Consider the following 23,549-nt stretch of genomic DNA (forward strand, 5'->3'; position numbering starts at 1 on the left):
CAACGCGAGAGCGTTGTCCGGCCTTTTTTGTGCCGCGAATCAATCCTTGAGCCAGAGTCGCTTGAGACGCTTGCCGAGTGGCGTGCGGTAGCGATCGAAATCCCGGCGATCGACAGTCAGCACGTTGTAGATGCCAGTCCGGTCCGCGGCGAACACAAGCGCCACGTCGGCCAGATCGGCGCCGCCGTCGCGGTAGCGATCGGTGAAATCGGCGATGTCCGCTAGGGCGGCCGGATCGCTCGACAGAACAGTCAACCGCCCCGCCGCGGCCCAGCGCAGCAGGTTGAGCCAAGCCGTGTCGTCGAGCAGATGGCCGGCCTCGGTCAGCACCTCCCAGCAGGTGTAAAGCCGCTGGCCCGCCAATTGCCGGAGCATGGCCACCGCGCCTGCATGGTGCGCGTCGCCATCGTTGAACAAGGCGACCAGGAAGCCGGCGTCAGCGAGCGTATCCGTGCTTTTCACGAAGACGTTCCAGCACGGCGCGCTTGGTCGGGTTGGCAACGCTCTCGGGTTGCCGCAGGCCGCCGCCCTTGCCGATGTACATCGCGTCGATCTCGGCCACCAACTGCTCGGCCGGCAGGACCTTGCTTGCATAGGCCGCGATGCTGCGCCGGATGAATTCGGACTTGCTGACGCGCAGCGCCGCGGCCGCGCGTTCGAGCAGCGTTTCGTCCTCGGCGGGCAATCGGATGGAGAGGGTCATGGCATCGGCATGGCGTATTACACGAGTGTAATACAATGCGGGTTCCGATTGCCGCCACCTGCCCGATCACCACGGGCCGCTCGCCATGATCCGCCTCTCCGAAATCAAGCTCCCTCTCGATCCGCCCTCCGACGCCTTGCCTCGTGCGGTGCAGGGCCTGCTCGGCGTCGACGCCGACGCGATCGCCAACATCCACGTCTTCAAGCGCAGCTTCGACGCCCGCAAGGTCGACCTGCTGCAGGTCTACATCGTCGATGTGACGCTGGCCGACCCGTCGCGCGAGGCGCAGCTGTTCGCCAAGCTGGCCGGCAACCCGCGCGTGATGCCGACGCCGGACATGGTCTACCGCGTGCCTGCGCAAGCCTCCGCGGACGTCCCGGTGCGTCCGGTGGTGGTCGGCTTCGGCCCCTGCGGCATCTTCGCGGCGCTGATGCTGGCCAAGATGGGCTTCAAGCCGATCGTGCTGGAGCGCGGCAAGACGGTGCGCCAGCGCACCAAGGACACCTGGGGCCTGTGGCGCAAGAGCGTGCTGAACCCTGAGTCGAACGTGCAGTTCGGCGAAGGCGGCGCCGGCACGTTTTCCGACGGCAAGCTCTACAGCCAGATCAAGGACCCGCGCTTCCTCGGCCGCAAGGTGATGGAGGAGTTCGTCAAGGCCGGCGCGCCGCCGGAGATCCTCTACGTCGCGCATCCGCACATCGGTACCTTCAAGCTGGTGAAGGTGGTCGAGAACATGCGCGCGGAGATCATTGCGCTCGGTGGCGAGGTGCGTTTCGAGCAGCGCGTGACCGACGTGCTGATCGAGGACGGCCACATCCGCGGGCTGACCGTGCTCGACCAGGCCACGGGCGTGTCGAGCCAGATGCGCGCCGACCATGTCGTGATGGCGCTCGGCCACAGTTCGCGCGACACCTTCGCGATGCTGCATGAGCGCGGCGCGCACGTCGAGGCCAAGCCCTTCTCGATCGGCTTCCGCGTCGAACATCCGCAAGGCCTGATCGACCGCGCGCGCTGGGGCCGCCACGCCGGCCATCCGCTGCTCGGCGCTGCCGACTACAAGCTGGTGCACCACGCGAGCAACGGGCGTTCGGTCTACAGCTTCTGCATGTGCCCGGGCGGCACCGTGGTTGCGGCGACCAGCGAGCCGGGCCGCGTGGTCACCAATGGCATGAGCCAGTATTCGCGCAACGAGCGCAATGCGAACGCGGGCATCGTGGTGGGCATCGACCCGCGCGACTTTCCGGGCTGGTCCGCCGATGCGCCCGGCGATGCATTGGCCGGCATCTCATTGCAACGTGAATTGGAGTCGAATGCTTTCGTGCTCGGCGGCAGCGACTACCGCGCGCCGGGCCAACTGGTCGGCGACTTCGTTGCAGGCAATGCGTCGACCGCGCTCGGCAGCGTCGAGCCTTCGTACAAGCCGGGCGTGACGCCGACCGACCTGCACCAGGCGCTGCCCGAATATGCGATCGAAGCCATGCGCGAGGCCTTCCCGGTGTTCGGTCGCAAGCTCAAGGGATTCGACCTGCACGACGCGGTGCTGACCGGCGTGGAGACGCGCACGTCATCGCCCATCAAGATCACGCGCGGCGAAGACCTGCAAAGCCTGAACGTGCGCGGCCTGTACCCGGCTGGCGAAGGCGCGAGCTACGCGGGCGGGATACTGTCGGCGGGTGTCGATGGCATCAAGGTCGCGGAAGCCGTGGCGCGTGGCGTGCTGGCCGATGCGGCGAGCCAAACGGCAGTGAGCGTCGCATGAAGCCAGTCGCATTCGCGCGCCCGACCATGGGCCAGTTCGCCACGGCCACGCTGGCGATGGCCCTTGTGGTGCTGGCCTCCAACATCCTCGTGCAGTTCGCCATCAACGACTGGCTGACCTGGGGCGCCTTCACGTACCCGGTGGCCTACCTCGTGAGCGACCTGGTCAACCGGCGCTTCGGACCCGGCATGGCGCGCCGCGTGGCTTGGTTCGGCTTCGCGGTGGCCGTCGTCGCCTCGCTGGCGCTGGCGCCGATGCGCATCGCGCTGGCATCGGGCCTTGCGTTCATCGCCTCTCAGTTGCTCGACATTCGCGTGTTCGACCGCTTGCGGCGCGCCCTGTGGTGGCGCGGCCCGCTGATCGCGACTCTCGTGGCGGCGGTGCTCGACAGCATCGTGTTCTGGGGTGTTGCCTTTGCCGGCGAAGGCGGACCCTGGCTCAGTTGGGCCGTGGGGGACCTGATGGTCAAGCTGGGTGTCGGGGTGCTGATGCTGCTGCCGTTCCGGTTGTTGATGGGGCGGCAGGTGGCGATGCCAGCCGCCGTGTCTGCAGCAGACTGAGACGCACCGGCACCGGCTCCCGCACAGAGGACGGACCTGAAGCAAGGCGCCGCGTTGAAATGAAAAAAAGGGCTGGTCAACCGCCCAGCCCTTTTCATTGCGCAAGCTGCGCGAGAACGTCGATCAAGCCTTCGCGTTCTGCAGCGCCGCGATGCGCTCCTCGATCGGCGGGTGCGTGGCAAACAGCTGGCCCATCTTGCCGGTGATGCCCATCGCCTCCACCGCCTTCGGCAGTTCACCCGCCGGCAGGCCGCCCAGGCGCGCCAGCGCATTCATCATCGGCTGCTTGCGGCCCATGAGCTGGGCGGCGCCCGCATCGGCGCGGAATTCGCGCTGGCGCGAGAACCAGGCCACCACGATGGCGGCGGCAAAGCCCAGCACGATGTCGAGCACGATGGTCGTGATCATGTAGCCGATGCCGGGGCCCGACGAGCGGTCGTCGCCGCGGCGCAGGAAGGAATCGACCGCGTAGCCGATTACGCGCGACAGGAACACGACGAAGGTGTTCATCACGCCCTGGATCAGCGTCATCGTGACCATGTCGCCGTTGGCGATGTGTGCCACCTCGTGGCCGATCACGGCCTCGATCTCCTCGTGCGTCATGCCTTGCAGCAGGCCGGTCGACACCGCGACCAGCGACGAGTTCTTGAAGGCGCCGGTGGCGAAGGCATTGGGCTCGCCTTCGAAGATGCCGACTTCGGGCATGCCGATGCCGGCCTTGTCGGCGAACTTGCGCACGGTGTCGACGATCCAGGCTTCGTCGGCGTTCTGCGGGTTGTCGATCATGCGCAGGCCCGACGACCACTTGGCCATCGGCTTGCTGATGAGCAGCGAGATGATCGCGCCGCCAAAGCCCATCACCAGCGCGAAGCCGAGCAGCGCCGTGAGGTTGAGCCCGTTGGCCGTGAGGAAGCGGTTGACGCCGAGCAGGCTCGCGACGACGCCGAGCACCGCGACGACGAGCACGTTGGTCAGCACAAAAAGAAGGATGCGTTTCAAGTTGATTTCTCCGTGGGGAACACCGGGTGACACCAGCGCGCAGATGAGGGCCGGACGGCCCGATTCAAGTTGCGCTGAACGCCTTTCCCATGTGGGTTTTTTTTCTACTCAGGGGAGCGGCGCGGACGAAAAACGTCTGGGTCATCATAGAAGCAAAAGTTCCTGTTGTCGGCCCACCAGCCGGGCACGCCGAGCACCGGCAAGGGCACGAAGGGCTTGGTCGCGAGGTGCGCTGCATCGAGAGCGGTGGCGATGGCCGCATCGGCATTCGGAATGGAGGGATCGGGGCCCGGTGCGCGCAGGATATGCGCCGTGGCCTGCTTGCGCGGAAAGACCAGTTTTTCCATCAGGGCATGGCCGAAGACCAGCAGCCTCGCTTGCTGCCACAGCGCGCGCTCGGTGATGAAAAGCCGATGCCAGTCACGTGCGACGAGCGCCTGCCAGAGCGCTGGCGGCGCATCGAGCACGGCGCCGTTTTCGTCGAACAGTGTGAGTGCATCGCGCAAGGGCCCGCGCGTGGCGCCGATGCCGGTGCGCGCGATCTCAGCCGCTTGCAACTGGTTCAGGCGGCGTTTGGATTGCGGGAACTTCAGCCACACAAGGCCATTGAAGAAGTCGTGCAGGTTGTCGCGCGTGGGCACGGCGCCGGTTCGATGGATGAAGGCTTCGTAGGCTTCGCCGGCAGGCAGTTGGTCATGCGGCACGAAACGCGGCGAGCCCGGCGGCGCCGCGCCCTGCAAGGCTTGCGCGGTTGACGTGTGGGTGGCGGTGGCCTCCAGCGATTCGCCCGGCACACGCCAGGGTGCCAGCCATTCGCGGGACCAGTCGATGGGCGCCAAGCTATGGGCCGTCAGCGCCGCCATGCGCCTCGCCGGTGCGGCAGACCCTTGCGAACGGACGGCTACGGGTCACTGGAGTGCGGGCGCGCCGATCCAGCGGATGCGGTCGGGGTGCTGCAGCACGGCGAACTCCGCTGGAAGCTGCTCGAACAGCTTGATGGAACTCGCACGCTTGCCCAGCAGCTTGGCCGCGCGCAGCGCCTGCGCCACGTCGTTGAGCGCGACCTCGGTACCGCCGCGCAAGGCGGGCACGGCCTGGAGGATGAATTCGGCGGCCTCCGATGCGGCCGATGCCTTTGCGGCTTTCTTCGCAGCGGACTTGGCAGCGGACTTCTTGCCGGCGGGCGCGGCCTTGGCGCGCGGCGACTTCGCCGGGGCTTCAGCTGCAGCGCCGGTTGCGGCGCCGCTCGCAGAACCGCTCGCAGCCCTGCTTGCCGCGGCCTTCGCTGAAGTCTTGCGGCTAGCGGTGCGTGCGGCTGGCACCGACGGAGCGCCGGCGCGATCACCCTTGCCGTGATGCTGCAAATCGGTGAACGCGTCGTAGGCCGTGGTGGTCTCGTCGCCGGTCTTGCCCTGCTGCCCGATGCCGCAGACGCGGCAGCCCTTCTCGCGCAGCCGGATCACCAGCGGCGCGAAGTCGGAGTCCGAGGACACCAGGTACACCACTTGCGGACGCTCGTTCACGGCCAGGTCCATCGCATCGACGGCGAGCGCGATGTCGGTGCTGTTCTTGCCGGCCGCGAGGTTCACCATCGGCCGCACGCCGAGGCGCTTGAACAGCATCTGATGCTTCAAGGCGACTTCGGCCGTGCAGTAGGCGCGCCGTATGTGCAGGTGGCCGTGCTCGGCCAGCACCTTGTGCACCGCCTGCTCCATCACGTCGGCCGAGACGTTGTCGGCGTCGATCAGGAGCATCACTTTGGGCATGGCATTCATTTTTCAGCAATCCAGTTCCTGGAGTTCGTCAGCCTCGGTACTTGACGGTGTTTGGTTGCTCAGGAGGGAGCAGTTCAAACTGTGCGGGAAAACGCCGGAAGAGCGGCGTCGAACTCGATTTCTCGCCGAGCACGCCTGCATCGCGAAGCTTCCTCGCCGCCTTGCTGAGATGCAAGGGTTCCTTGGTCCTGAGTTCAGGAAGGACGGCCAGGATTTTCTTCACTGAGGGCACAGCCACCACGGCCGACGGGGCTGCCGGCTGCGTTGGCTTCACTTGATTCGGAAGTGGCTCAGCCGACGCGACGGTGGCTTGCCTTGGCGAAGCCTGGGCCGGCACTGCTACCTTCGCCTCCGAGTCGGGCGGCGACTCTGGCTCGACAACATCCAGAAGCACGACATCGTCGTAGAAGCTCTCGGAATTGGCGAATATCTTGTTGGCCAGGCTGTAGCAAAGCACGCGGCAGCCCTTCTCTCTCAACCAGGTGGCGAGGGGGACGAAGTCGGCATCGCCCGAACAAATCGCGACGATATCAATATCATTCGTGCACACCGCCTCCACGGCATCGATGACCAACGCACTGTCAGTCGTGGTCTTGTCGACGATCAGGTTCGCGACAGGCCGAACGCCGTGGCGCCACAGAACCGCATGAATACTCTTGAGGCTTTCGGGCCGCCCGTACGCTCGTCGGTAGACAACGCGGTCCGCCAAGGCGCGGACCGTCAGCAGCACATGATCGAGCGCAGTCGCATCGTTCAAATTGTCTGCGTCGATGAAGACAGCCAGATTCTTTGCCGTCGTGGATGCACCGGCCCCGAGGGCACTCATTGCACAAGTTTCCAGTTCAATGTCTCGCCGCCGCGCAAAGGCTTGAGCGTGGCATCGCCATAGGGCACGGTCTCCGGCACGGTCCAGGCTTCGCGCTTGAGGGTGACGGTGTCGGTGTGACGCGGCAGGCCGTAGAAGTCGGGGCCGTGGAAGCTCGCGAAGCCTTCGAGCTTGTCGAGTGCGCCGGCGTTGTCGAAGGCCTCGGCATACAGCTCGATGGCGGTGAGCGCGGTGTAGCAGCCGGCGCAACCGAGCGCGTGCTCCTTGAGGTGCGCGGCGTGCGGGGCGCTGTCGGTTCCGAGGAAGAAGCGGTCGCTGCCGCTGGTGGCCGCTTCGACCAGCGCAACCCGGTGCGTCTCGCGCTTGAGCACCGGCAGGCAGTAGTAGTGCGGACGGATGCCGCCCGTGAAGATGGCGTTGCGGTTGTACAGCAGGTGGTGCGCGGTGATGGTCGCGGCGGTGAACGGACCGGCGTCGCGCACGTAGTGGGCGCCCTCCTTCGTGGTCAGGTGCTCGAACACGATCTTGAGTTCGGGGAAGTCGCGACGCAGCGGGATCATCACGCGGTCGACGAAAGCGGCTTCGCGGTCGAACAGGTCGATGCTCGGGTCGGTCACTTCGCCGTGGATCAGCAGCAGCAGGCCGTGCTTCTGCATCGCCTCCAGCGTCTTGTAGGTCTTGCGGATGTCCGTGACGCCGGCATCGCTGTTGGTGGTGGCGCCTGCGGGGTAGAGCTTGAGGGCGCGCACGCCGGCTTCTGCGGCCAGGGCGATTTCCTCGGGTGGCAGCTTGTCGGTGAGGTAGAGCGACATCACGGGCTCGAACTTCGTGCCTTCAGGCACCGCGGCGAGGATGCGCTCGCGGTAGTCCATCGCCTGCTGCGCCGTGGTCACCGGCGGACGCAGGTTGGGCATGATCAGCGCGCGGCCGAACTGGCGCGCCGAATGCGGCACGACGGCTTCGAGCGCGGCGCCGTCGCGCACGTGCAGATGCCAGTCGTCGGGGCGGGTGATGGTGAGGGTGTCTACGGGGCGGGTCATGGGGCGATTCTCCCATCGCATCGGGCGGTGCCGCGACGTAGCATCGGCCCATGCCTACCTATAAAGGAAGCTGCCATTGCGGCGCCATCCGTTTCGAGATCGACACCGTGATCGATCGCGTCACGCAATGCAATTGCTCGGTGTGTACGAAGAAGGGCATCCTGCATCACCGCGTGGCGCCGGAGAATTTCCGGCTGCTCGGCGGTGAGGCCAGGCTGGGCACCTATCAGTTCGGCACGCGCGTCGCGAAGCACCATTTCTGCACCGCCTGCGGCATCCACACCTTTACCCGACCACGCGCCGCGCCGGAGCTCTACACGGTGAACGTGCGCTGCCTGGACGACTACGACCTGCAGGCCGAATCGCCGGAGATCGTGCCCTTCGACGGGCGCCATTGGGAGCAGGAAGTCGGCAAGCTGAAGTAGCTGCGACCAGGGCAGGAAAGCCGGTTCAAGGTAAGCCCTATGGGCCCGAAATGTCACTGCAGTTAGCATTCGGCGCCCACATGCCCGACTGGCGGGCACTGCTCTTCCCCATTTCCCTCTGATGTCTTCCCCCACCGAATCCGGCCCCGTGCTGGACGCCGCCAGCCCCCTACCCCCCGAGATCAAAGCCGCCGACGAACCCGTCAAGGTGCCGCTGGCCATCGAGGACTGGGCCACCGTGATCATCATGGGGCTGCTGGCCTGCATCACCTTCGCGAACGTGGTGGTGCGCTATGTCACCGACGCCTCCTTCGCCTGGACCGAGGAGTTCTCTGTGTTCCTGATGATCCTGCTGGCGATGGTGGCCGGTTCGGCCGCCGTGGCGCGGGATCGGCACATCCGCATCGAGTACTTCTCGGAGAGCGGCTCGATGGCGCGGCGCAAGCGCCTGTCGCAATTCGGCGCGGTGATGGTGGCGGCGCTGTTCTTCCTGATCGCCGGGCTGAGCCTGCGGATGGTGTGGGACGACTACAAGTTCGAGGAGACATCGCCCGGCATCGGCGTGCCGCAGTGGTGGTATTCGATCTGGCTGCCGATCGTGTCGACGGCGATCGCGTTGCGGGCCTGCGGGTTGTTCGTGCGGCGTGGACGGCGTGATGACGGGGAGGCGGAATGAACGCGTTCGCTTCGTGTGATTCGCTGCTGCCGATCGATGGAGCATCGCAATGAGGCCCCCACGCTCATCACTGCGTGTATCGCTGCCCCCCGAGGGGGCGCTCGATGCCCTTCGGGCGGCCGGGCGGGACGAACTGGAGCCCCCACGCTCATCACTGCGTGTATCGCTGCCCCCCGAGGGGGCGCTCGATGCCCTTCGGGCGGCCGGGCGGGCATCGAAATGATCGCCACCATCCTCTTCGTCGCCTTCGTCGTGATGATGCTGGTCGGCGTGCCGATCGGCGCGGCGCTGGGCCTGGCGGGCGCGGGCTGCATCGCGCTGGCCAATGGCGATGCGCAATGGTTCGGGCTGCTGGCCGTTCCGCAGAACTTCTATGCGGGCCTGGGCAAGTACCCGCTGCTGGCGATTCCCATGTTCGTGCTGGTCGGCTCGATCTTCGACCGCTCGGGCGTGGCGTTGCGGCTGGTGAACTTCGCGATTGCCATCGTCGGGCGCGGGCCCGGCATGCTGCCGCTGGTCGCGATCCTGGTGGCGATGTTCCTCGGTGGCATCTCGGGCTCGGGCCCGGCCAATGCGGCTGCCGTCGGCGCGGTGATGATTGCGGCGATGACGCGCGCCGGCTACCCGCCTGCGTTCTCGGCCAGCGTGGTCGGTGCGGCGGCTGCGACCGACATCCTGATCCCGCCTTCGGTGGCCTTCATCGTGTACTCGGTGATGGTGCCGGCCGCGTCGGTGCCGGCGCTGTTCGCGGCCGGCATGATCCCTGGCATCCTGGCGGGGCTGGCGCTCATCATCCCGGCGGTGTGGATGGCGCGCTCGAACAAGATGGGCGCGCTCGAGGCGACGCTGCCGCGGCCCGAGTTCTGGAAGAGTTTTCGTGAAGCCACCTGGGGCCTGGCCGCGCCGGTCCTGATCCTCGGCGGCATGCGCGCCGGTTGGTTCACGCCGACCGAGGCGGCCGTGGTCGCGGTGTTCTACGGGCTGTTCGTGGGCATGGTGATCTACCGCACGATCAAGGTGCGCGACCTGTTCGTGATCCTGCGCGAATCGGGCGAACTGTCGGCGGTGATCCTGCTGGTGGTGTCGCTCGCGGGCATCTTCGCGTACTCGCTCGCGACGCTCGGCGTGATCGACCCGGTGGCCAAGGCGATCACCAATTCCGGCCTCGGCGAATACGGCGTGCTGGCGTTGCTGATCGTGATGCTGATCACCGTCGGCATGTTCCTCGACGGCGTCTCGATCTTCCTGATCTTCGTGCCGCTGCTCTGGCCGATCGTGCAGTTCTACAAATGGGACCCGGTGTGGTTCGGGGTGATCCTCACGCTGAAGGTGGCGCTGGGTCAGTTCACGCCGCCGCTGGCCGTGAACCTGATGGTGTCGTGCCGCATCGCCAACGTGCGCATGGAAGACACCGTGCGCTGGGTTGGCTGGATGCTGTTCGCGATGTTCCTGGTGATGGTCGCCGTGATCGCCTGGCCGCAACTGGCGCTGTGGCTTCCCGCCAAGCTTGGCTACTGATTTTTGGTTCTAGAAGGAGACTGCTTTCATGACGTTCCGTCGCTCACTGCTCGGCCTAGCCGCCATTGCCACTGCGCTCGCCACTTTCTCGGTGGCTGCACCGGCGCAAACCGCCTACAAGCCTGAATACAAGTTGTCGCTCGTGCTGGCGCCGCCCACCGCGTGGGGTCAGGCCGGCAAGATCTGGGCGGACCTGGTGAAGGAGCGGACGCAGGGCCGCATCAACATCAAGCTGTACCCCGGCGTGTCGCTGATCCAGGGCGACCAGACGCGCGAGTTCAGCGCGCTGCGCCAGGGCGTGATCGACATGGCGGTCGGCTCGACCATCAACTGGTCGCCGCAGGTCAAGCAGCTCAACCTGTTCTCGCTGCCCTTCCTGATGCCCGACTACGCGGCCATCGATGCGCTGACGCAGGGCGAGGTGGGCAAGGAGATCTTCTCGACCATCGAGAAGGCCGGCGTGGTGCCGCTCGCATGGGGCGAGAACGGGTATCGCGAGGTCACCAACTCGAAGAAGCCGATCAAGTCGCCGGACGACCTGAAGGGCATGAAGATCCGCGTGGTCGGCTCGCCCCTGTTCGCCGACATGTTCACCGCGCTGGGCGCCAACCCGACGCAAATGAGCTGGGCCGATGCGCAACCCGCGCTGGCCAGCGGTGCGGTCGACGGGCAGGAGAACCCGCTGTTCCTGTTCACCGTGCTGAAGATGCAGAACGTCGGCCAGAAGTACATGACGACCTGGGGCAACGTCGCCGACCCGCTGATCTTCGTGGTGAACAAGGAAATCTGGGCATCGTGGACGCCGGCCGATCAGGCGATCGTGCGGCAGGCTGCGATCGATGCGGGCAAGCAGGAGATTGGGCTGGCGCGCAAGGGGCTGGTCGAGCCCGGCAAGCCGCTGTTGAAGGAGATCGAAGGAATGGGCGTGACGGTGACACAGCTGACGCCTGCGGAGCGCGAGGCGTTTGTGAAGGCGACTCGGCCGGTTTATGCGAAGTGGAAGGGGACTGTGGGGGCGGACTTGGTGAACAAGGCTGAGAAGGCGATCACCGCGCGCAAGCAGTAGGCCACGCACGGCGGCATGCTCACCCGAGTGTTCAATCACTGCCGTGCGATGGCGATCACAGGCCTTGTATCTGCATCGCCGACCACCGTCGGCGCCTCCCAGCCGCCGCCCAAGGCCTTGATGAGACCGACGGTCGCCTGGTATTGCGCCGACTTCACCTGCAGCTGCTGGCGCCGGTTCTGCAGTTCGCTTCGGCGCGCATCGAGCAGGTCGAGTTGGCTGACGTAGCCGTTGCGGTAGCGGGCGTCGCTCAGCACGGTCGCACGCGTGGCCGAGGCCACGGCGCGGGCCTGCACCACCGACTGCTCGTCGAGCAGGCGCAGCGCCGCAAGCTGGTCCTCGACTTCGCGGAAGGCGACCAGCACCTGTTCCCGATAGCTCGCCAATGCGCCGTCGAGTTGCGCCGAGGCGCCCTTCACGCCCGCCTCGCGCCGGCCGCCATCGAGCAACGGCAGCGAAGCCAGCGCACCGATGCCCCAGGAGCGCGCCGACCACTTCAGCAGATCGCCGAGATCGGCGGACGCATAGCCGCCCGCCCCCGTCAACGAGAAGGTCGGGAACCAGGCCGTCTTGGCCACGCCGACGCGCGCCTGCGCGGCCTCGACCGTCCTTTGTGCGGCCGCCACGTCAGGGCGGCGTTCCAGCACGGTCGATGGCAAGCCGGCGGGAATGGTTGGCAGCGCGGTCGTCCAGGCCACCGTGCTGACGCTGAACTGCGAAGCCACGGCCCCCGTCAACACGGCCAGCGCGTGCTCGACCTGGGCGCGCTGGCGGTCGAGCGCGAGCGCGTCGGATTCGTTGGAGGCGAGTTCGGTCTGCACGCGCGCCACGTCGAGCTCGGCCAGGTCGCCGGCGCGGTAGCGGCTCTCGATGAGCTTCAAGGTGCCGCGATAGGCCTCGACCGTGTCGCGCACGATGGCGCGTTCGTCGTCGAGCGCGCGCAGTGCGAGATAGGTCTGCGCGACTTCGGCCTGCACCAGCAGGCGCGCACTCTGCAGCAAGGCCTCGCGCGATTGCGCATCGAGTGCGGCAGCATTGCTCGCGCCCGACAGGCGGCCGAACAGGTCGAGTTCATACGACACGGTCGCGCCCGCCGTGATGAGCGTGGCGGGTCGCCTGCTGCCGTCGCCGCGGTCCAGACCGGCGCCGCGGACAGCGCCCGCGCCCAGGCCCACCTGCACCGAGCGATCGGCATCCACTGAGCGTGCAATCGCGCGGGCCTCGGCCAGCCGTGCTGCGGCCTGTTGCACGGTGGTGTTGGCGGTCGCGGCACGGTCCACCAGCGCATTGAGTTCGCTATCGTTGAAGGCACGCCACCAGGCACCGTCGGCCTGCACCGGCGTCGCGGCCTTGGGCGCTGCAACGACGGCCTGCTCCTTGAATTGCGCCGGCGTGGTGACACCGGACGAGAGGTCCGCCGTCGAGGCACAGCCGGCCAGCACGAGTGCGGCGACCAGCGGCAGCAAGGCACCGCGCAGCGTGGAAGAAATACTTGTTGTCATGTCAGGACTCCTGGCTCACTCATTCATGCGACTGATGCGGCGCCGCAGGCTGCGCATGCAGCGCACCGCCACCGCTGCCCGTCTTGAAGGCTTCAAGGTGCGGCACTTCGCCATGCAGCTTGAGCGGCTTGTTGCCGGTCAGCCGACGCAGCACCACATAGAACACCGGCGTCAGGAACAGGCCGAAGGCCGTCACGCCGATCATCCCGGCGAACACCGCCACGCCCATCGCGCTGCGCATCTCCGAACCCGCGCCGGTCGACAGCACCAGCGGCAGCACACCCATCACGAAGGCCAGCGAGGTCATCAGGATCGGGCGCAGCCGCAGTCGACTCGCCTCGATGGCCGCCTGCACCGGCGTTCGCCCGGCAAACTCCAGCTCCCGCGCGAACTCCACGATCAGGATCGCGTTCTTCGCACTCAGCCCCACCAGCACGATCAACCCGATCTGCGTGAACACGTTGTTGTCCCCGTTCGAGAGCCACACACCGGTCATTGCGGCGAGCAGGCCCATCGGCACGATCAGGATGATCGCGATCGGCAGCGTCAGGCTTTCGTACTGCGCGGCCAGCACCAGGAACACCAGCAGGATCGCCAGCGGGAACACGAGGAAGGCGGAGTTGCCGGCCAGGATCTCCTGGTAGGTCAGCTCGGTCCATTCATAGCTGACGCCCTTGGGCAGCGTTTCTGCGGCGATGCGCTCGATCGCGTCCTGCGCCTGGCCGGAGGAATAGCCCGGCGCCGGGCCGCCGTTGATGTCGGCCGCGAGGTAGCCGTTGTAGCGCATCGCGCGTTCCGGCCCGAAGCTGGACGACACCTTCATCAGCGCCGACAGCGGCACCATCTCGCCCGAGTTGGAGCGCACTTTCAGCAGGCCGATGTCCTCGGCGCGCGCACGGTACGGCGCGTCGGCCTGCACGCGCACGCTGTAGGTGCGGCCGAACTTGTTGAAGTCGTTCGCATAAAGGCTGCCGAGGTAGATCTGCATCGTGTCGAAGATGTCCGTCACCGGCACGCCGAGCTGGCGCGCCTTGGTGCGGTCGATGTCGGCATAGAGCTGCGGCACGTTGACCTGCCAGCTCGTGAACAGGCCGGCGAGCTCCGGCGCCTTCTGCGCCTTGGCCATGAAGGCCTTCACCGCCGCGTCCATCTGCTCGTAGCCCACGGAGCCGCGGTCTTCCAGTTGCAGCTTGAAGCCGCCCGTGGTGCCGAGGCCCGCCACCGGCGGCGGCGGGAACATGACGATGAAGGCGTCCTGGATGCCGGCGAACTGCTGGTTCAACTGGCCCGCGATGGCGCCGCCGCTCTGGTCGACGCGCTTGCGCTCGTCGAAGGGCTTGAGCGTCGCGAACACGATGCCCGAGTTGGAGCTGTTGGTGAAGCCGTTGATCGACAGGCCTGGGAACGCGATCGCGTCCTGCACGTTCGGGTTCTTCTTCATGATGTCGCCCATGCGATGGATCACGTCCTCGGTGCGGTCCAGCGTGGCACCGTCGGGCAACTGCGCGAAGCCGATCAGATATTGCTTGTCCTGCGCCGGCACGAAGCCGCTCGGCACCGCCTTGAACAGGCCGAAGGTCACGCCGATGAGCGCGAGGTAGATCACGAGCATGATCGTCTTGCGCGAGATCACGCCCTTGACGCCGGAGCTGTAGGCCTCCGAACCGCGGTGGAAGAACTTGTTGAAGCCGCGGAACAGCCAGCCGAAGGCCTTGTCCATGCCACGCGTCAACGCGTCCTTGGGCTGGTCATGGCCGCGCAGCAGCAAGGCCGCGAGTGCAGGCGACAGCGTCAGCGAATTGATCGCCGAGATCACCGTCGAGATCGCAATCGTCACCGCGAACTGCCGGTAGAACTGCCCCGTGAGCCCGCTGATGAAAGCCAGCGGCACGAACACCGCCACCAGCACCAGCGCGATCGCAATGATCGGCCCCGACACTTCCTTCATCGCGCGATACGTTGCCTCGCGCGGCGTCAGCCCCGCCTCGATGTTGCGCTCGACGTTCTCCACCACCACGATCGCATCGTCCACCACGATGCCGATCGCCAGCACCAGCCCGAACAGGCTCAGCGCGTTGATCGAAAAGCCCAGCACATGCAGCACCGCAAACGTCCCGATGACCGAGATCGGCACGGCCAGCAGCGGGATGATCGACGCGCGCCAGGTCTGGAGGAACAGGATCACCACCAGCACCACCAGCATGACGGCTTCGAGCAACGTGTGGATCACCGACTCGATCGATGCGCGCACGAACTGCGTCGGGTCGTAGGCAATGCGGTACTCCACGCCTTCGGGCATGTTCTTCGACAGCTCGTCCATGGTCTTGCGCACATTGGCCGAGATGTCGAGCGCATTCGAGCCCGGCGCCTGGAAGACGCCCATGCCGACGGCCGCATCGTTGTTCAGCAGCGAGCGCAGTGAATAGTCGGCCGCGCCGAGTTCCAGCCGACCGATGTCGCGCAGCCGCGTGACTGCGCCGTCGCTGCCAGTCTTCACGATGATGTCGCCGAACTCTTCCTCGTTCTGCAAGCGGCCTTGGGCGTTGATCGACAACTGCATGTCGACGCCGCTCAGCCCCGGCGATGCGCCGACCACGCCGGCCGCGGCCTGGATGTTCTGGCTGCGGATGGCGGCGACCACGTCGCTCGCGGAGAGGCCGCGCTGCGCGACCTTCTGCGGGTCGAGCCAGACGCGCATCGAATACTCGCCGCCGCCGAAGATCTGCACCTGGCCCACGCCCGGGATGCGCGCGAGCCGGTCCTTCACGTTCAGCACCGCGTAGTTGCGCAGGTAGTTGATGTCGTAGCGGTCATTCGGCGAGACGAGGTGCACCACCATCGTCAGGTCGGGCGCGCTCTTCACGGTCGTGATGCCGAGGCGGCGCACTTCTTCCGGCAGGCGCGGCTCGGCTTGCGAGACGCGGTTCTGCACGAGTTGCTGGGCCTTGTCGGGGTCGGTGCCGAGCTGGAAGGTCACGGTCAGCGTCATCACGCCATCGGTGGTCGCCTGGCTGCCCATGTAGAGCATGCCTTCGACACCGTTGATCGATTCCTCCAGCGGCGTGGCCACGGTTTCGGCGATCACCTTCGGATTGGCGCCGGGGTACTGCGCGCGGACGACCACCGATGGCGGCGCGACCTCGGGGTATTCCGAGATCGGCAGGCCGCGCAGCGCGATCAGGCCGGCGATGAGCATCAGCACCGACAGCACGCCGGCAAAGATCGGCCGGTCGATGAAGAACTTGGAAAGGTTCATGTTGTTCTTTCAGGGCAGGCGCGCGAGGCGCTTACGAATTCGAGGCCAGCTTGGGCGTTGCAGGTGCGGCAGCGGTCGCATCCATCGGCACGGCTTGCGGTGCAACCAATGCACCGGGGCGCACGTGTTGCAGGCCGTTGACCACGACGCGCTCACCCGTCTTCAGGCCGGTGGCCACCACGCGCAATCCATTGGCGGGCGCACCCAGCGTGACCTCGCGGTACTCGGTCTTGTTGTCGCCGTTGACGACCATCACGAACTTCTTGCTCTGGTCGGTGCCGATGGCGCGTTCGCTCACCAGCATCACATGGCTGCTCTTGGCCTGGCCCATGCGGATGCGGGCGAACTGGCCGGGGATCAGCGCGCCGTCCTTGTTGTCGAAGGCCGCGCGCACACGCACCGTGCCGCTCTTGGCGTCGACCTGGTTGTCGATGAGCTGCAGCTTGCCTTCGAAGGGCGTGCCACTGCTCGCGGCCGTGCCCATCTGCACCGGGATCTGGCTGATCAGGTTGCGTGCGCTGGCGCCGCCGGGCATGTCCTTCAGCGCCTTGACGATCACGCCCTCGTCGGCATCGAAGCTCGCGTAGATCGGGCTCACCGACACCAGCGTGGTCAGCACCGGCGCACCGGGGCCGGCGGCCACCAGGTTGCCGACGGTCACCTCGACCTTGCCGATGCGGCCTGCCACCGGCGCCTTCACTTGCGTGTAGCCAAGGCTCAGGCGTGCGGTCTGCAGCGCGGCCTGGGCGGCGCGCAGATTCGCTTCAGCCTCGCGCTTGCCGTTGCTGCGCTCGTCGAGTTCGCGCTGCGCGATGGCCTGTTCGTTCCACAGGCGCGTGGCGCGGCCTTGCTCGCTGGTGGCCTGCGAGACGCGGGCTTGGGCGGCGGCGACCTGCGCTTCAGCGCGATCGACCTCCGCCGCATAGGGTGCCGGATCGATGGTGATGAGCAGGTCACCCTGCTTCACCAGCGAGCCTTCCTTGAAGTGCACCGCCTGCACGGCGCCGGCCACGCGCGAGCGCACGTCGACGCGCTCCACCGCTTCAAGGCGGCCCGAGAACTCGTCCCATTCGGTGATCTCGCTGTTGGCAACAGTTGCCACCGACACCGGAATCGCTTGCGGCGCCGGTGGCGGGTTGCTGGCGCCCACCTGCTCGGTGTGCAGGCCGACGAAGACGATGCCCGAGGCGAGGGCCACGGCCGCGGTCAGCGCGGTCACCGTCGGCCAGAGACCCTTGCGTGCTGCGGAGGAAATTTGTTGCTTGGTCATGATGTTTCGTCCTTTGGGGTCAATTTCGGGAAAGCGATGGCCGCCCGGCGCTCATGGCGCCGGAAGGCGTTTTGTTCTGTGATGTCAAAGGCCGAGGTCTCCGTCGGCCGGGAATGCAGCGGCTGGCGCTCTTTTGCGCCAACTCAGTCGTCTGTCGTGGTCACTCCGCCGGGGGCGGCGTCGTCGCGCTGAAAAACTCGCGGAAGTGCTGTTTCACCGTCACAGCACACGGGCACTCGCCGGTCGCACCTTGCGACAAGGCTTCGGCCCATTGCGAGGCGGGCGGCAGCACGATGCTCTGCACCTCGTTGCCGGCCTCGCGCAAGCGGCCCGCATAGGTCAGCGCCTCGTCGCGCATCGCGTCGTCCTGCCCGACCAGCACCAGCGTGGGCGCCAACTGGCCGAGTCGCAACGACGCACCAGGCACCGCGTAGGGATGCATCGCATCCTTCGGCTTGCCGAGGTACTTGGCCCATCCCGCGGCCCACTTGCACTGCGGCACATCGTCCGTCGCCTTGCGCAGCGAGGGCGTGCCGACGCAGGGGTCGAGCATGGGCGACAGCAGGATCTGGCCGGCCAGCGGCGGATGGCCGCGGTCCCGCGCAATCAGCGCCACCGCGGCGGCCAGGTTGCCGCCCGCTTCCTCGCCGGCGAGGAACACGCGGGCGCCCTTGCCGCCCAGCTTCGTCCGGTTCTTGTAGAGCCACTCCAGCACATCGAAGCCCACTTCGATGGCGCCGGGGAACGGGCTCTGCGTGGCCAGCGGATAGGCGAAGGACACGACCACCGCACCGGTGTCGGCTAGCAGCCGCGCCACCATGCGCCCGTCGTCCAGGTCGCCGCACACAAAGGTGCCGCCGTGGAAATGCAGGATCAGCGGCGCATTGGCCACGCCGGAGCGCTCGCCGTAGATGCGCACCTTGACCGGATCGCGCTTGGGCAGGTCGATCTTCATGTCGCACTCGGCCACGCCCGGCGCTTCGATGCTTTCGGCGGGAGTGGTTGAACGGGGTGACATGGGCGGACCTGTGAAGGGGTAATACGAAACTGCGATGGTTTGAATATTAGGCGCTTGCGGCGGCTTGAAATCACCACCAAACCTCTCACTCTGTTTCCGTCCGACGAACAATCGCGGGTTTTCTTGCGTGTGAGAATCCCGCTCCCCCGGCCGCCTGGCCTGGGTTTCAGGAGCTGACCCCATGGACCCCATTCACGCGATGCGCGCCTTCGTGCGCGTCGTCGAAGCCGGCAATTTCACCCGCGCCGCCGATTCGCTGGACCTGCCCAAGGGCACCGTCACCAAGCAGATTCAGGCGCTGGAGGAGCGCGTCCAGGTGAAGCTGCTGAACCGCACCACGCGCCGCGTCACGGTCACGCCCGACGGCGCCGCCTACTACGAGCGCGCCGCCCGCCTGCTCAACGACTTCGACGACCTGGAGTCGAGCATGACCAATGCGCAGGCCAGCCCCAAGGGCCGGCTGCGCGTGGACGTGGGCTCATCCACTGCCAAGCTCATCATCATCCCGGCACTGCAGACCTTCTGCGACCAGTACCCCGACATCCAGGTCGACCTGGGTGTGACCGACCGGCCGGTGGACCTGATCGGCGAGAACGTCGACTGCGTGATCCGTGCCGGCGACCTGCAGGACCAGTCGCTGGTGGCACGGCGAATCGGCACGATGCCCTTCGTGACGGTCGCCTCACCGGCGTACATCGCACGCTATGGCATGCCGCAGCATCCGAGCGAGCTGGAAAAGCGGCACCATGTCGTCGGATTCTTCGCGTCGAACTCGCGGCGCAACTACCCGCACGAGTTCAACAAGGGCGACGAGCGCATCGAGCTGGCGGTGACATACCGCGTGTCGGTGAACGAGAGCAATGCGCACCTGGCTTCCGTGCTGGCGGGCTTCGGCATCTCGCAATGCGTGAGCTTCCAGGCGGTGCCGCACATCGAAAAGGGCGAGCTGGTCGAGGTGATGCCGGAATGGACGCGCGATCCGCTGCCGGTGCATGTGGTGTATCCGCCGAACCGGCATCTGAGTCCGAAGGTGCGGGCCTTCGTGGATTGGGCGGCGGAGTTGTTTGCCAAGCATCCGCAGTTGCAGCGGACCTGAGGAGGCGGGAACAAGTCCTCTGCGGACTGCGCAGCCTCGCGGAACTTGTCCAGGGCCTGCCGGAGGCTTCTTCAGTCGCCGAGGAACGCCTGCACCGGCACGACGGTGCGCGCCGCGTCTTCCTCTTGCGGCACATGCCCGAGGCCATCGAACACTTGCGAGCGACTGCCCGCGATGTCACGTTCGAACAAGGCGGCGTTCGAGGGCGGAACAAGCCGGTCCAGCGCGCCCCAGAGGATCAGCGTCGGCTGCTTGATCTGCGGAATCTGCGCTGAGAAGTCCTCGGTCTGCACCACCTTGAAGCGCTCGACCAGCGCCTGACGATTGCCCTCGCGCAGCGTGATCTCGTAGTAGCGGTCGACAAGTTCGGGGGTGACCCTGGCCGGATCGCCATAGACGCTGCGCACACTCGACTCGATCATCCCGCGCGGCAGCAGGTTGCGCATCAGCGGCGCCATGAACGGCAGGCGTGCGAGCCTGAAGCCCAGCGGCACCGATTCCGACTTGAAGGGGTAGCCCGCGGCATCGACCAGCACCAGCTTGCTCACACGGTCCGGGTAGTCCACTGCCGTCTTCCACGCCACTGCGCCGCCGAGCGAATTGCCCCCAACCACGGCCTGCCGGATCGCGAGCTTGTCCATCACCGCGACCACGAAGCGCGCGTAGCGCGGCATCGTGTAGTCGCCGTCGGGCGCGGGGCCGGTCAACCCGAAGCCGGGCAGGTCCATGCGCACCACACGGTGCCTGGATTTCAGCGCATCGACCCAACCGTCCCAGGTGTGCAGGCTGGCCGACGTTCCGTGGACCAGCACGATGGGCATCGGATCGTCGCGCGGGCCTTCATCGCGAACGTGGACCTGCATGCCTTCGACCTCCAGGAACTGCGAAGGCGGCTGCGCCCAGCGCGCCTTGAGCGAGTCGACAGGCCGGTCAGGCGCCCACGGCGACGCGAACGCGATGATCGGCAGAGCCAGCCACAAGAGGACGAAGTCGCGAACGGCTCTGCGGAAGTTCATGTATTGCGCGCACCCTGCCAGAGGTCAAAGGCATGCCGTCGCCGACGAGGCCGCGCGGCTCGGCGCTCTCCGCTATTCCGCCGCGCCGGGCGCAGCGGCCGGTTTCGCGCCGACGAGTTCCGGCGCCGCAGTGCCGCGCAGGTCGATGTCGGAGAAGAAGGACAGGCCATGGCCCTGGGTGTTGTCCGAGTCCGCCGCCACCGCCACCGCCACCACGTCCGGCACCAGCGTGCCTGCCTCGCGGCCGAAGGCACGCCGGTAATCCTCCAGCACATTGCGCTTCTCCGGCACCCAGCCGCCCGCCGCGGTGGTGGGGCCGGATTCCAGCACCAGCATCTGCATGCGGTTGGTGAACGCGTTCACGAACAAACTGCCCTTGGGTTCCTTGACGTCCCAGACGTAGCAGAGCGTTTCAGTCGGCACGTCCTCGCCGCTCACGGCGCGCGCCAGCTTCAACTGGGTGCGCTCCGAGATCGAGAGCTTGTCCGATGGCAGGTTGAAGAACACGCAGAGCTTGGCGGCGCTGTCGTCGCCGGCCTTGACGTGAAGGTCGGTGCCTTGCACGAACTGCTCGACACGCCAGCGCCAGGTCAGCGTCGGATCGCGCTGCAGCGGCACCATCGTGCGATGCACCAGCGTCCCGTAGGACTTGTCGGATTCCACCTTGAGCACGCGCTGGCTGCCCTGCTGCACCACCTCGAATTTTGTCGGGACCTTGTTCGGCAAGCCGCTGAAATGCCAGGGCGCGGGCGGCTGGTCGCCGGTCGCGTTGGAGAAAGCGCGGATCGATTCTTCCGCCTGCGCAGGAACCACCCACGCGGCGATGCACAGGGCCGCAAGTGCCGGCCATGCGCGCCGCTGTTGCTGCAATGGGAAATTCGAGGATCCTTCCTTGGAGAACATCGTGACGTGCCTTTCGAGGTTTGCTGCGAAGGTGGGCCGGCAAACGCGCGGCGCGCGCCTGGATCATCCGGAACCATGGAGTGTGCCGCTCGCGCGCCTTCAGATAAATACGTCAGATGGAATCATTCTGTCGCCGCGCTGGAGACAATCGCGCGGCTTGCTGCCGAATTGATAGCGCGTCATGCAGGCCCAACGGGTCGCGGCGGCACTTTTGGCCACCTGAGCTGGAGCCTCACACGACTTTGCAATCAGGCGCAGAACAAGGCGGAGCGCCACAGGCAGTGCTTGGCACGGCAAGGCGCTTCAACTCAGTCATGCGCTGGATTGCAACGCCGTATCAGCCCAGGTCGCCGTCGACGTAGTACCAGCGCCCGCCCTCGCGCACGAAGCGGCTGCGCTCCATCAACCGGCTTGCGCGGCCCGTGGCGTCGCGCTGGCGCGCCACGAATTCGACCTCGGCATGCGCGTCATCGAGCACCTGGTGCGCGCGCACCTCCAGGCCAAGCCAGCGCGCGCCCGCGTCGAAGCTCACCCTGGACGGCCGCTTGCTGGCATGCCAGGTGGCCAGCAGGTAATCGGCCCGCTCGCGCACGAAGGCTGTATAGCGCGAGCGCATCAAGGATTCGGCATCCGGCGCGGGCGTGGCATCGAAGTCGTCGATGTAGCGGCCGCAGCACTGGGCGTACGGCAAAGGCCTTGCGCGCGCGTCAGGGCGGCCGCAAGGGCATGGGAGGTCGGCCATAGGGATCGATCGCAGTCAAAAGGAACGGATTCTGGCGCTGCCGGCAGCAATGGTCCTCACGCCGTCTTTGACATGGACATTTCTTATGACTATCATGTCCATTTCAGAGGTATGACATGGATTGGAGCATCGCGCAAGCCAAGCAGCAGTTCTCGGAAGTCGTGCGACTGACCGCGGAAGAGCCGCAGGCCATCTACAACCGCAGCACCCCGGTTGCCATGATGATCGCGGCGGACGAGTTCGAGCAATTCAGGCAATGGAAGGAACGCCAGGCGGGCAATCCGCTGGTCGACAGCCTCGCGCATCTGCGTGCCGGACTGGTCGCGGCAGGCTTCGACGGCATCGAACTCGAGCCTCGCCCGACGGAGGGTCGGCCCAACGCTTTCGAGCAGATGCTGGACGACGAATATGGCCTGGCGCCCACGCCTGCTGCCGCCGCGGTCAGGAAAGCCCGCGCACGTGGCACTCGTTGATACCAACGTCATCAGCGAACTCTTGCGTCGCGCGCCCGATGCGCAGGTCGTCCGATGGTTCGAGCACGCACGCGACGTTGCCGTGTCGGTGGTCACGGTAGATGAGATCGTTTTCGGCCTGACGCGGCGGGCGATGCATCCATTGCGAGAACGCTTCGATGCATTTCTGGCGGGGGCCCACGTGCTCGACATCGACGTGCGCGTGGCGCGTCGCGCGGGCGAATTGCGAGGCTCGCTTTCTGCACGCGGCATTGTGCGCGCCCAGCCAGACATGCTCATCGCGGCCACCGCCCAAGTCCATGCGCTGACACTGGTCACGCGCAACGTGCGCGACTTCGATCACTGCGGCATCGCGGTGATGAACCCGTTCAACGCATAGCCCTTGAAGGAATGGCCATGAAGTTCGGCTACACCATCATCTACGTGCCCGATGTCGCGGCCTCGCTGGCATTCTTCGAGAGCGCGTTCGGCTTGACCCGCCGCTTCCTGCATGAGTCGGGCACCTACGGCGAACTCGAGACCGGCACGACTGCGCTGGCATTCGCCGCGCACGAACTGGGCGACAACAATTTCCCCGGCGGGCACGTGGCGGCTCACCACTCCGCGCAGCCACTGGGATTCGAAGTCGCCTTCGTCACCGCCGACGTCCAGGAAGCCCATGCCAAGGCGCTCGCTTCGGGCGCGAAGGAGTTTGCGGCGCCAACGCAAAAGCCCTGGGGCCAGGTGGTGTCTTACGTCCGCTGCCCGGACGGGGTCCTGGTCGAACTTTGCACGCCCGTCCCTGGCTGACGAGGGGGCGAGCCATGCCTGTCCGGGGGCACCCGCGGAACCGGCTTTGCCGGGCCGCTGGGTGCGCCCCCTTGAGCAACTGTGTTCAAAGTCAAGCTTTTAGCTCCGGACATGGCGCAATGGATTCCAGGCAGATT

24 protein-coding genes are annotated in these 23,549 nt (G+C 66.5%); 10 read left to right on the forward strand and 14 right to left on the reverse strand.

The genetic code is table 11. The features are described 5' to 3' along the window. Positions 1-39 precede the first annotated feature (39 nt). Both WKW82_RS09115 and WKW82_RS09120 read right to left on the reverse strand, forming a co-directional pair. Positions 40-462: a type II toxin-antitoxin system VapC family toxin gene (locus WKW82_RS09115; RefSeq protein ID WP_340341948.1), complete on the reverse strand. Its 423-nt coding sequence runs from the start codon at positions 460-462 to the stop codon at positions 40-42. Then, entirely contained in the window at positions 437-703 is a 267-nt protein-coding gene (locus WKW82_RS09120) for a ribbon-helix-helix protein, CopG family (RefSeq protein WP_340334765.1), read from the reverse strand. The genes WKW82_RS09115 and WKW82_RS09120 overlap by 26 nt, the downstream gene beginning before the upstream one ends. Before the next feature lie 85 nt (positions 704-788). Between WKW82_RS09120 and WKW82_RS09125 the strand changes: the two genes are divergently transcribed. Together WKW82_RS09125 and WKW82_RS09130 are read left to right on the forward strand one after the other, a co-directional pair. After that, positions 789-2,462, forward strand: a complete 1,674-nt coding sequence (locus tag WKW82_RS09125) for an NAD(P)/FAD-dependent oxidoreductase (protein WP_340341949.1) — start codon at positions 789-791, stop codon at positions 2,460-2,462. Continuing rightward, positions 2,459-3,022 carry a VUT family protein gene (locus tag WKW82_RS09130; protein WP_340341950.1) on the forward strand — a complete coding sequence of 188 codons (564 nt, stop codon included), beginning with the start codon at positions 2,459-2,461 and terminating at the stop codon, positions 3,020-3,022. Before WKW82_RS09125 ends, WKW82_RS09130 begins: the two co-directional genes overlap by 4 nt. 123 nt (positions 3,023-3,145) lie before the next feature. Here the strand turns inward: WKW82_RS09130 and htpX are convergent, their stop codons facing one another. The 5 genes from htpX to pyrC all read right to left on the reverse strand — a co-directional run bounded on the left by htpX (position 3,146) and on the right by pyrC (position 7,662). Next, a complete protein-coding gene (gene htpX / locus WKW82_RS09135; RefSeq protein WP_340341951.1) occupies positions 3,146-4,021 on the reverse strand; it encodes a protease HtpX in 876 nt (291 codons plus the stop codon). A gap of 104 nt (positions 4,022-4,125) precedes the next feature. Continuing rightward, positions 4,126-4,884, reverse strand: a complete 759-nt coding sequence (locus WKW82_RS09140; protein WP_340341952.1) for a DUF3025 domain-containing protein — start codon at positions 4,882-4,884, stop codon at positions 4,126-4,128. A 45-nt stretch (positions 4,885-4,929) separates the two neighbouring features. Then, positions 4,930-5,787, reverse strand: a complete 858-nt coding sequence (locus tag WKW82_RS09145; RefSeq protein ID WP_340341953.1) for an NYN domain-containing protein — start codon at positions 5,785-5,787, stop codon at positions 4,930-4,932. Positions 5,788-5,824: 37 nt separating this feature from the next. After that, positions 5,825-6,622, reverse strand: a complete 798-nt coding sequence (locus tag WKW82_RS09150) for an NYN domain-containing protein (RefSeq protein WP_340341954.1) — start codon at positions 6,620-6,622, stop codon at positions 5,825-5,827. Further along, entirely contained in the window at positions 6,619-7,662 is a 1,044-nt protein-coding gene (pyrC, locus tag WKW82_RS09155) for a dihydroorotase (protein WP_340341955.1), read from the reverse strand. Before pyrC ends, WKW82_RS09150 begins: the two co-directional genes overlap by 4 nt. Positions 7,663-7,712: 50 nt before the next feature. Here pyrC and WKW82_RS09160 point away from each other — a divergent pair, with 50 nt between their 5' ends. The 4 genes from WKW82_RS09160 (at position 7,713) to WKW82_RS09175 (ending at position 11,347) form a co-directional block, all read left to right on the forward strand. After that, a complete protein-coding gene (locus WKW82_RS09160; protein ID WP_340341956.1) occupies positions 7,713-8,087 on the forward strand; it encodes a GFA family protein in 375 nt (124 codons plus the stop codon). A 121-nt stretch (positions 8,088-8,208) separates the two neighbouring features. Next, positions 8,209-8,763, forward strand: a complete 555-nt coding sequence (locus WKW82_RS09165; RefSeq protein WP_340341957.1) for a TRAP transporter small permease — start codon at positions 8,209-8,211, stop codon at positions 8,761-8,763. 219 nt (positions 8,764-8,982) lie between these two features. Then, entirely contained in the window at positions 8,983-10,281 is a 1,299-nt protein-coding gene (locus tag WKW82_RS09170; protein WP_340341958.1) for a TRAP transporter large permease, read from the forward strand. A gap of 28 nt (positions 10,282-10,309) precedes the next feature. Next, the gene (locus WKW82_RS09175) at positions 10,310-11,347 is read left to right on the forward strand and encodes a DctP family TRAP transporter solute-binding subunit (protein WP_340341959.1); all 1,038 of its coding nucleotides are present in this window, start codon (positions 10,310-10,312) and stop codon (positions 11,345-11,347) included. A gap of 35 nt (positions 11,348-11,382) precedes the next feature. Here WKW82_RS09175 and WKW82_RS09180 read toward each other — a convergent pair whose 3' ends face one another. From WKW82_RS09180 to WKW82_RS09195, 4 genes are all read right to left on the reverse strand, one after another. Continuing rightward, positions 11,383-12,849, reverse strand: coding sequence for an efflux transporter outer membrane subunit (locus tag WKW82_RS09180; RefSeq protein WP_340341960.1), 1,467 nt, complete (start codon positions 12,847-12,849; stop codon positions 11,383-11,385). Between the two features lie 19 nt (positions 12,850-12,868). Continuing rightward, positions 12,869-16,105, reverse strand: a complete 3,237-nt coding sequence (locus WKW82_RS09185; protein ID WP_340341961.1) for an efflux RND transporter permease subunit — start codon at positions 16,103-16,105, stop codon at positions 12,869-12,871. Between the two features lie 31 nt (positions 16,106-16,136). After that, entirely contained in the window at positions 16,137-17,375 is a 1,239-nt protein-coding gene (locus tag WKW82_RS09190; protein ID WP_340341962.1) for an efflux RND transporter periplasmic adaptor subunit, read from the reverse strand. Positions 17,376-17,535: 160 nt separating this feature from the next. Continuing rightward, complete coding sequence (locus tag WKW82_RS09195) at positions 17,536-18,393, reverse strand: alpha/beta hydrolase (protein ID WP_340341963.1); 858 nt, start codon at positions 18,391-18,393, stop codon at positions 17,536-17,538. A gap of 181 nt (positions 18,394-18,574) precedes the next feature. Between WKW82_RS09195 and WKW82_RS09200 the strand changes: the two genes are divergently transcribed. Then, positions 18,575-19,489, forward strand: a complete 915-nt coding sequence (locus tag WKW82_RS09200) for a LysR family transcriptional regulator (protein WP_340341964.1) — start codon at positions 18,575-18,577, stop codon at positions 19,487-19,489. Between the two features lie 71 nt (positions 19,490-19,560). Here the strand turns inward: WKW82_RS09200 and WKW82_RS09205 are convergent, their stop codons facing one another. The 3 genes from WKW82_RS09205 to WKW82_RS09215 form a co-directional block, all read right to left on the reverse strand. Continuing rightward, positions 19,561-20,505 carry an alpha/beta fold hydrolase gene (locus WKW82_RS09205; protein ID WP_340341965.1) on the reverse strand — a complete coding sequence of 315 codons (945 nt, stop codon included), beginning with the start codon at positions 20,503-20,505 and terminating at the stop codon, positions 19,561-19,563. Positions 20,506-20,577: 72 nt separating this feature from the next. Beyond that, the gene (locus WKW82_RS09210) at positions 20,578-21,408 is read right to left on the reverse strand and encodes a DUF3047 domain-containing protein (RefSeq protein ID WP_340341966.1); all 831 of its coding nucleotides are present in this window, start codon (positions 21,406-21,408) and stop codon (positions 20,578-20,580) included. Between the two features lie 337 nt (positions 21,409-21,745). After that, a complete protein-coding gene (locus WKW82_RS09215; RefSeq protein WP_340341967.1) occupies positions 21,746-22,150 on the reverse strand; it encodes a YchJ family protein in 405 nt (134 codons plus the stop codon). 116 nt (positions 22,151-22,266) lie between these two features. Here WKW82_RS09215 and WKW82_RS09220 point away from each other — a divergent pair, with 116 nt between their 5' ends. Genes WKW82_RS09220 through WKW82_RS09230 form a run of 3 tightly spaced genes read left to right on the forward strand, consistent with a single transcriptional unit; the run spans position 22,267 to position 23,412 of the window. Beyond that, entirely contained in the window at positions 22,267-22,623 is a 357-nt protein-coding gene (locus tag WKW82_RS09220; RefSeq protein WP_340341968.1) for a type II toxin-antitoxin system prevent-host-death family antitoxin, read from the forward strand. Beyond that, on the forward strand, positions 22,610-23,002 hold the full coding sequence (locus WKW82_RS09225; RefSeq protein WP_340341969.1) for a type II toxin-antitoxin system VapC family toxin: 393 nt from the start codon (positions 22,610-22,612) through the stop codon (positions 23,000-23,002). Before WKW82_RS09220 ends, WKW82_RS09225 begins: the two co-directional genes overlap by 14 nt. A 17-nt stretch (positions 23,003-23,019) precedes the next feature. Further along, on the forward strand, positions 23,020-23,412 hold the full coding sequence (locus tag WKW82_RS09230; RefSeq protein ID WP_340341970.1) for a VOC family protein: 393 nt from the start codon (positions 23,020-23,022) through the stop codon (positions 23,410-23,412). Positions 23,413-23,549: the final 137 nt, after the last annotated feature.

It is taken from the genome of Variovorax rhizosphaerae (assembly GCF_037889975.1).
Classification (GTDB): domain Bacteria; phylum Pseudomonadota; class Gammaproteobacteria; order Burkholderiales; family Burkholderiaceae_C; genus Variovorax; species Variovorax rhizosphaerae.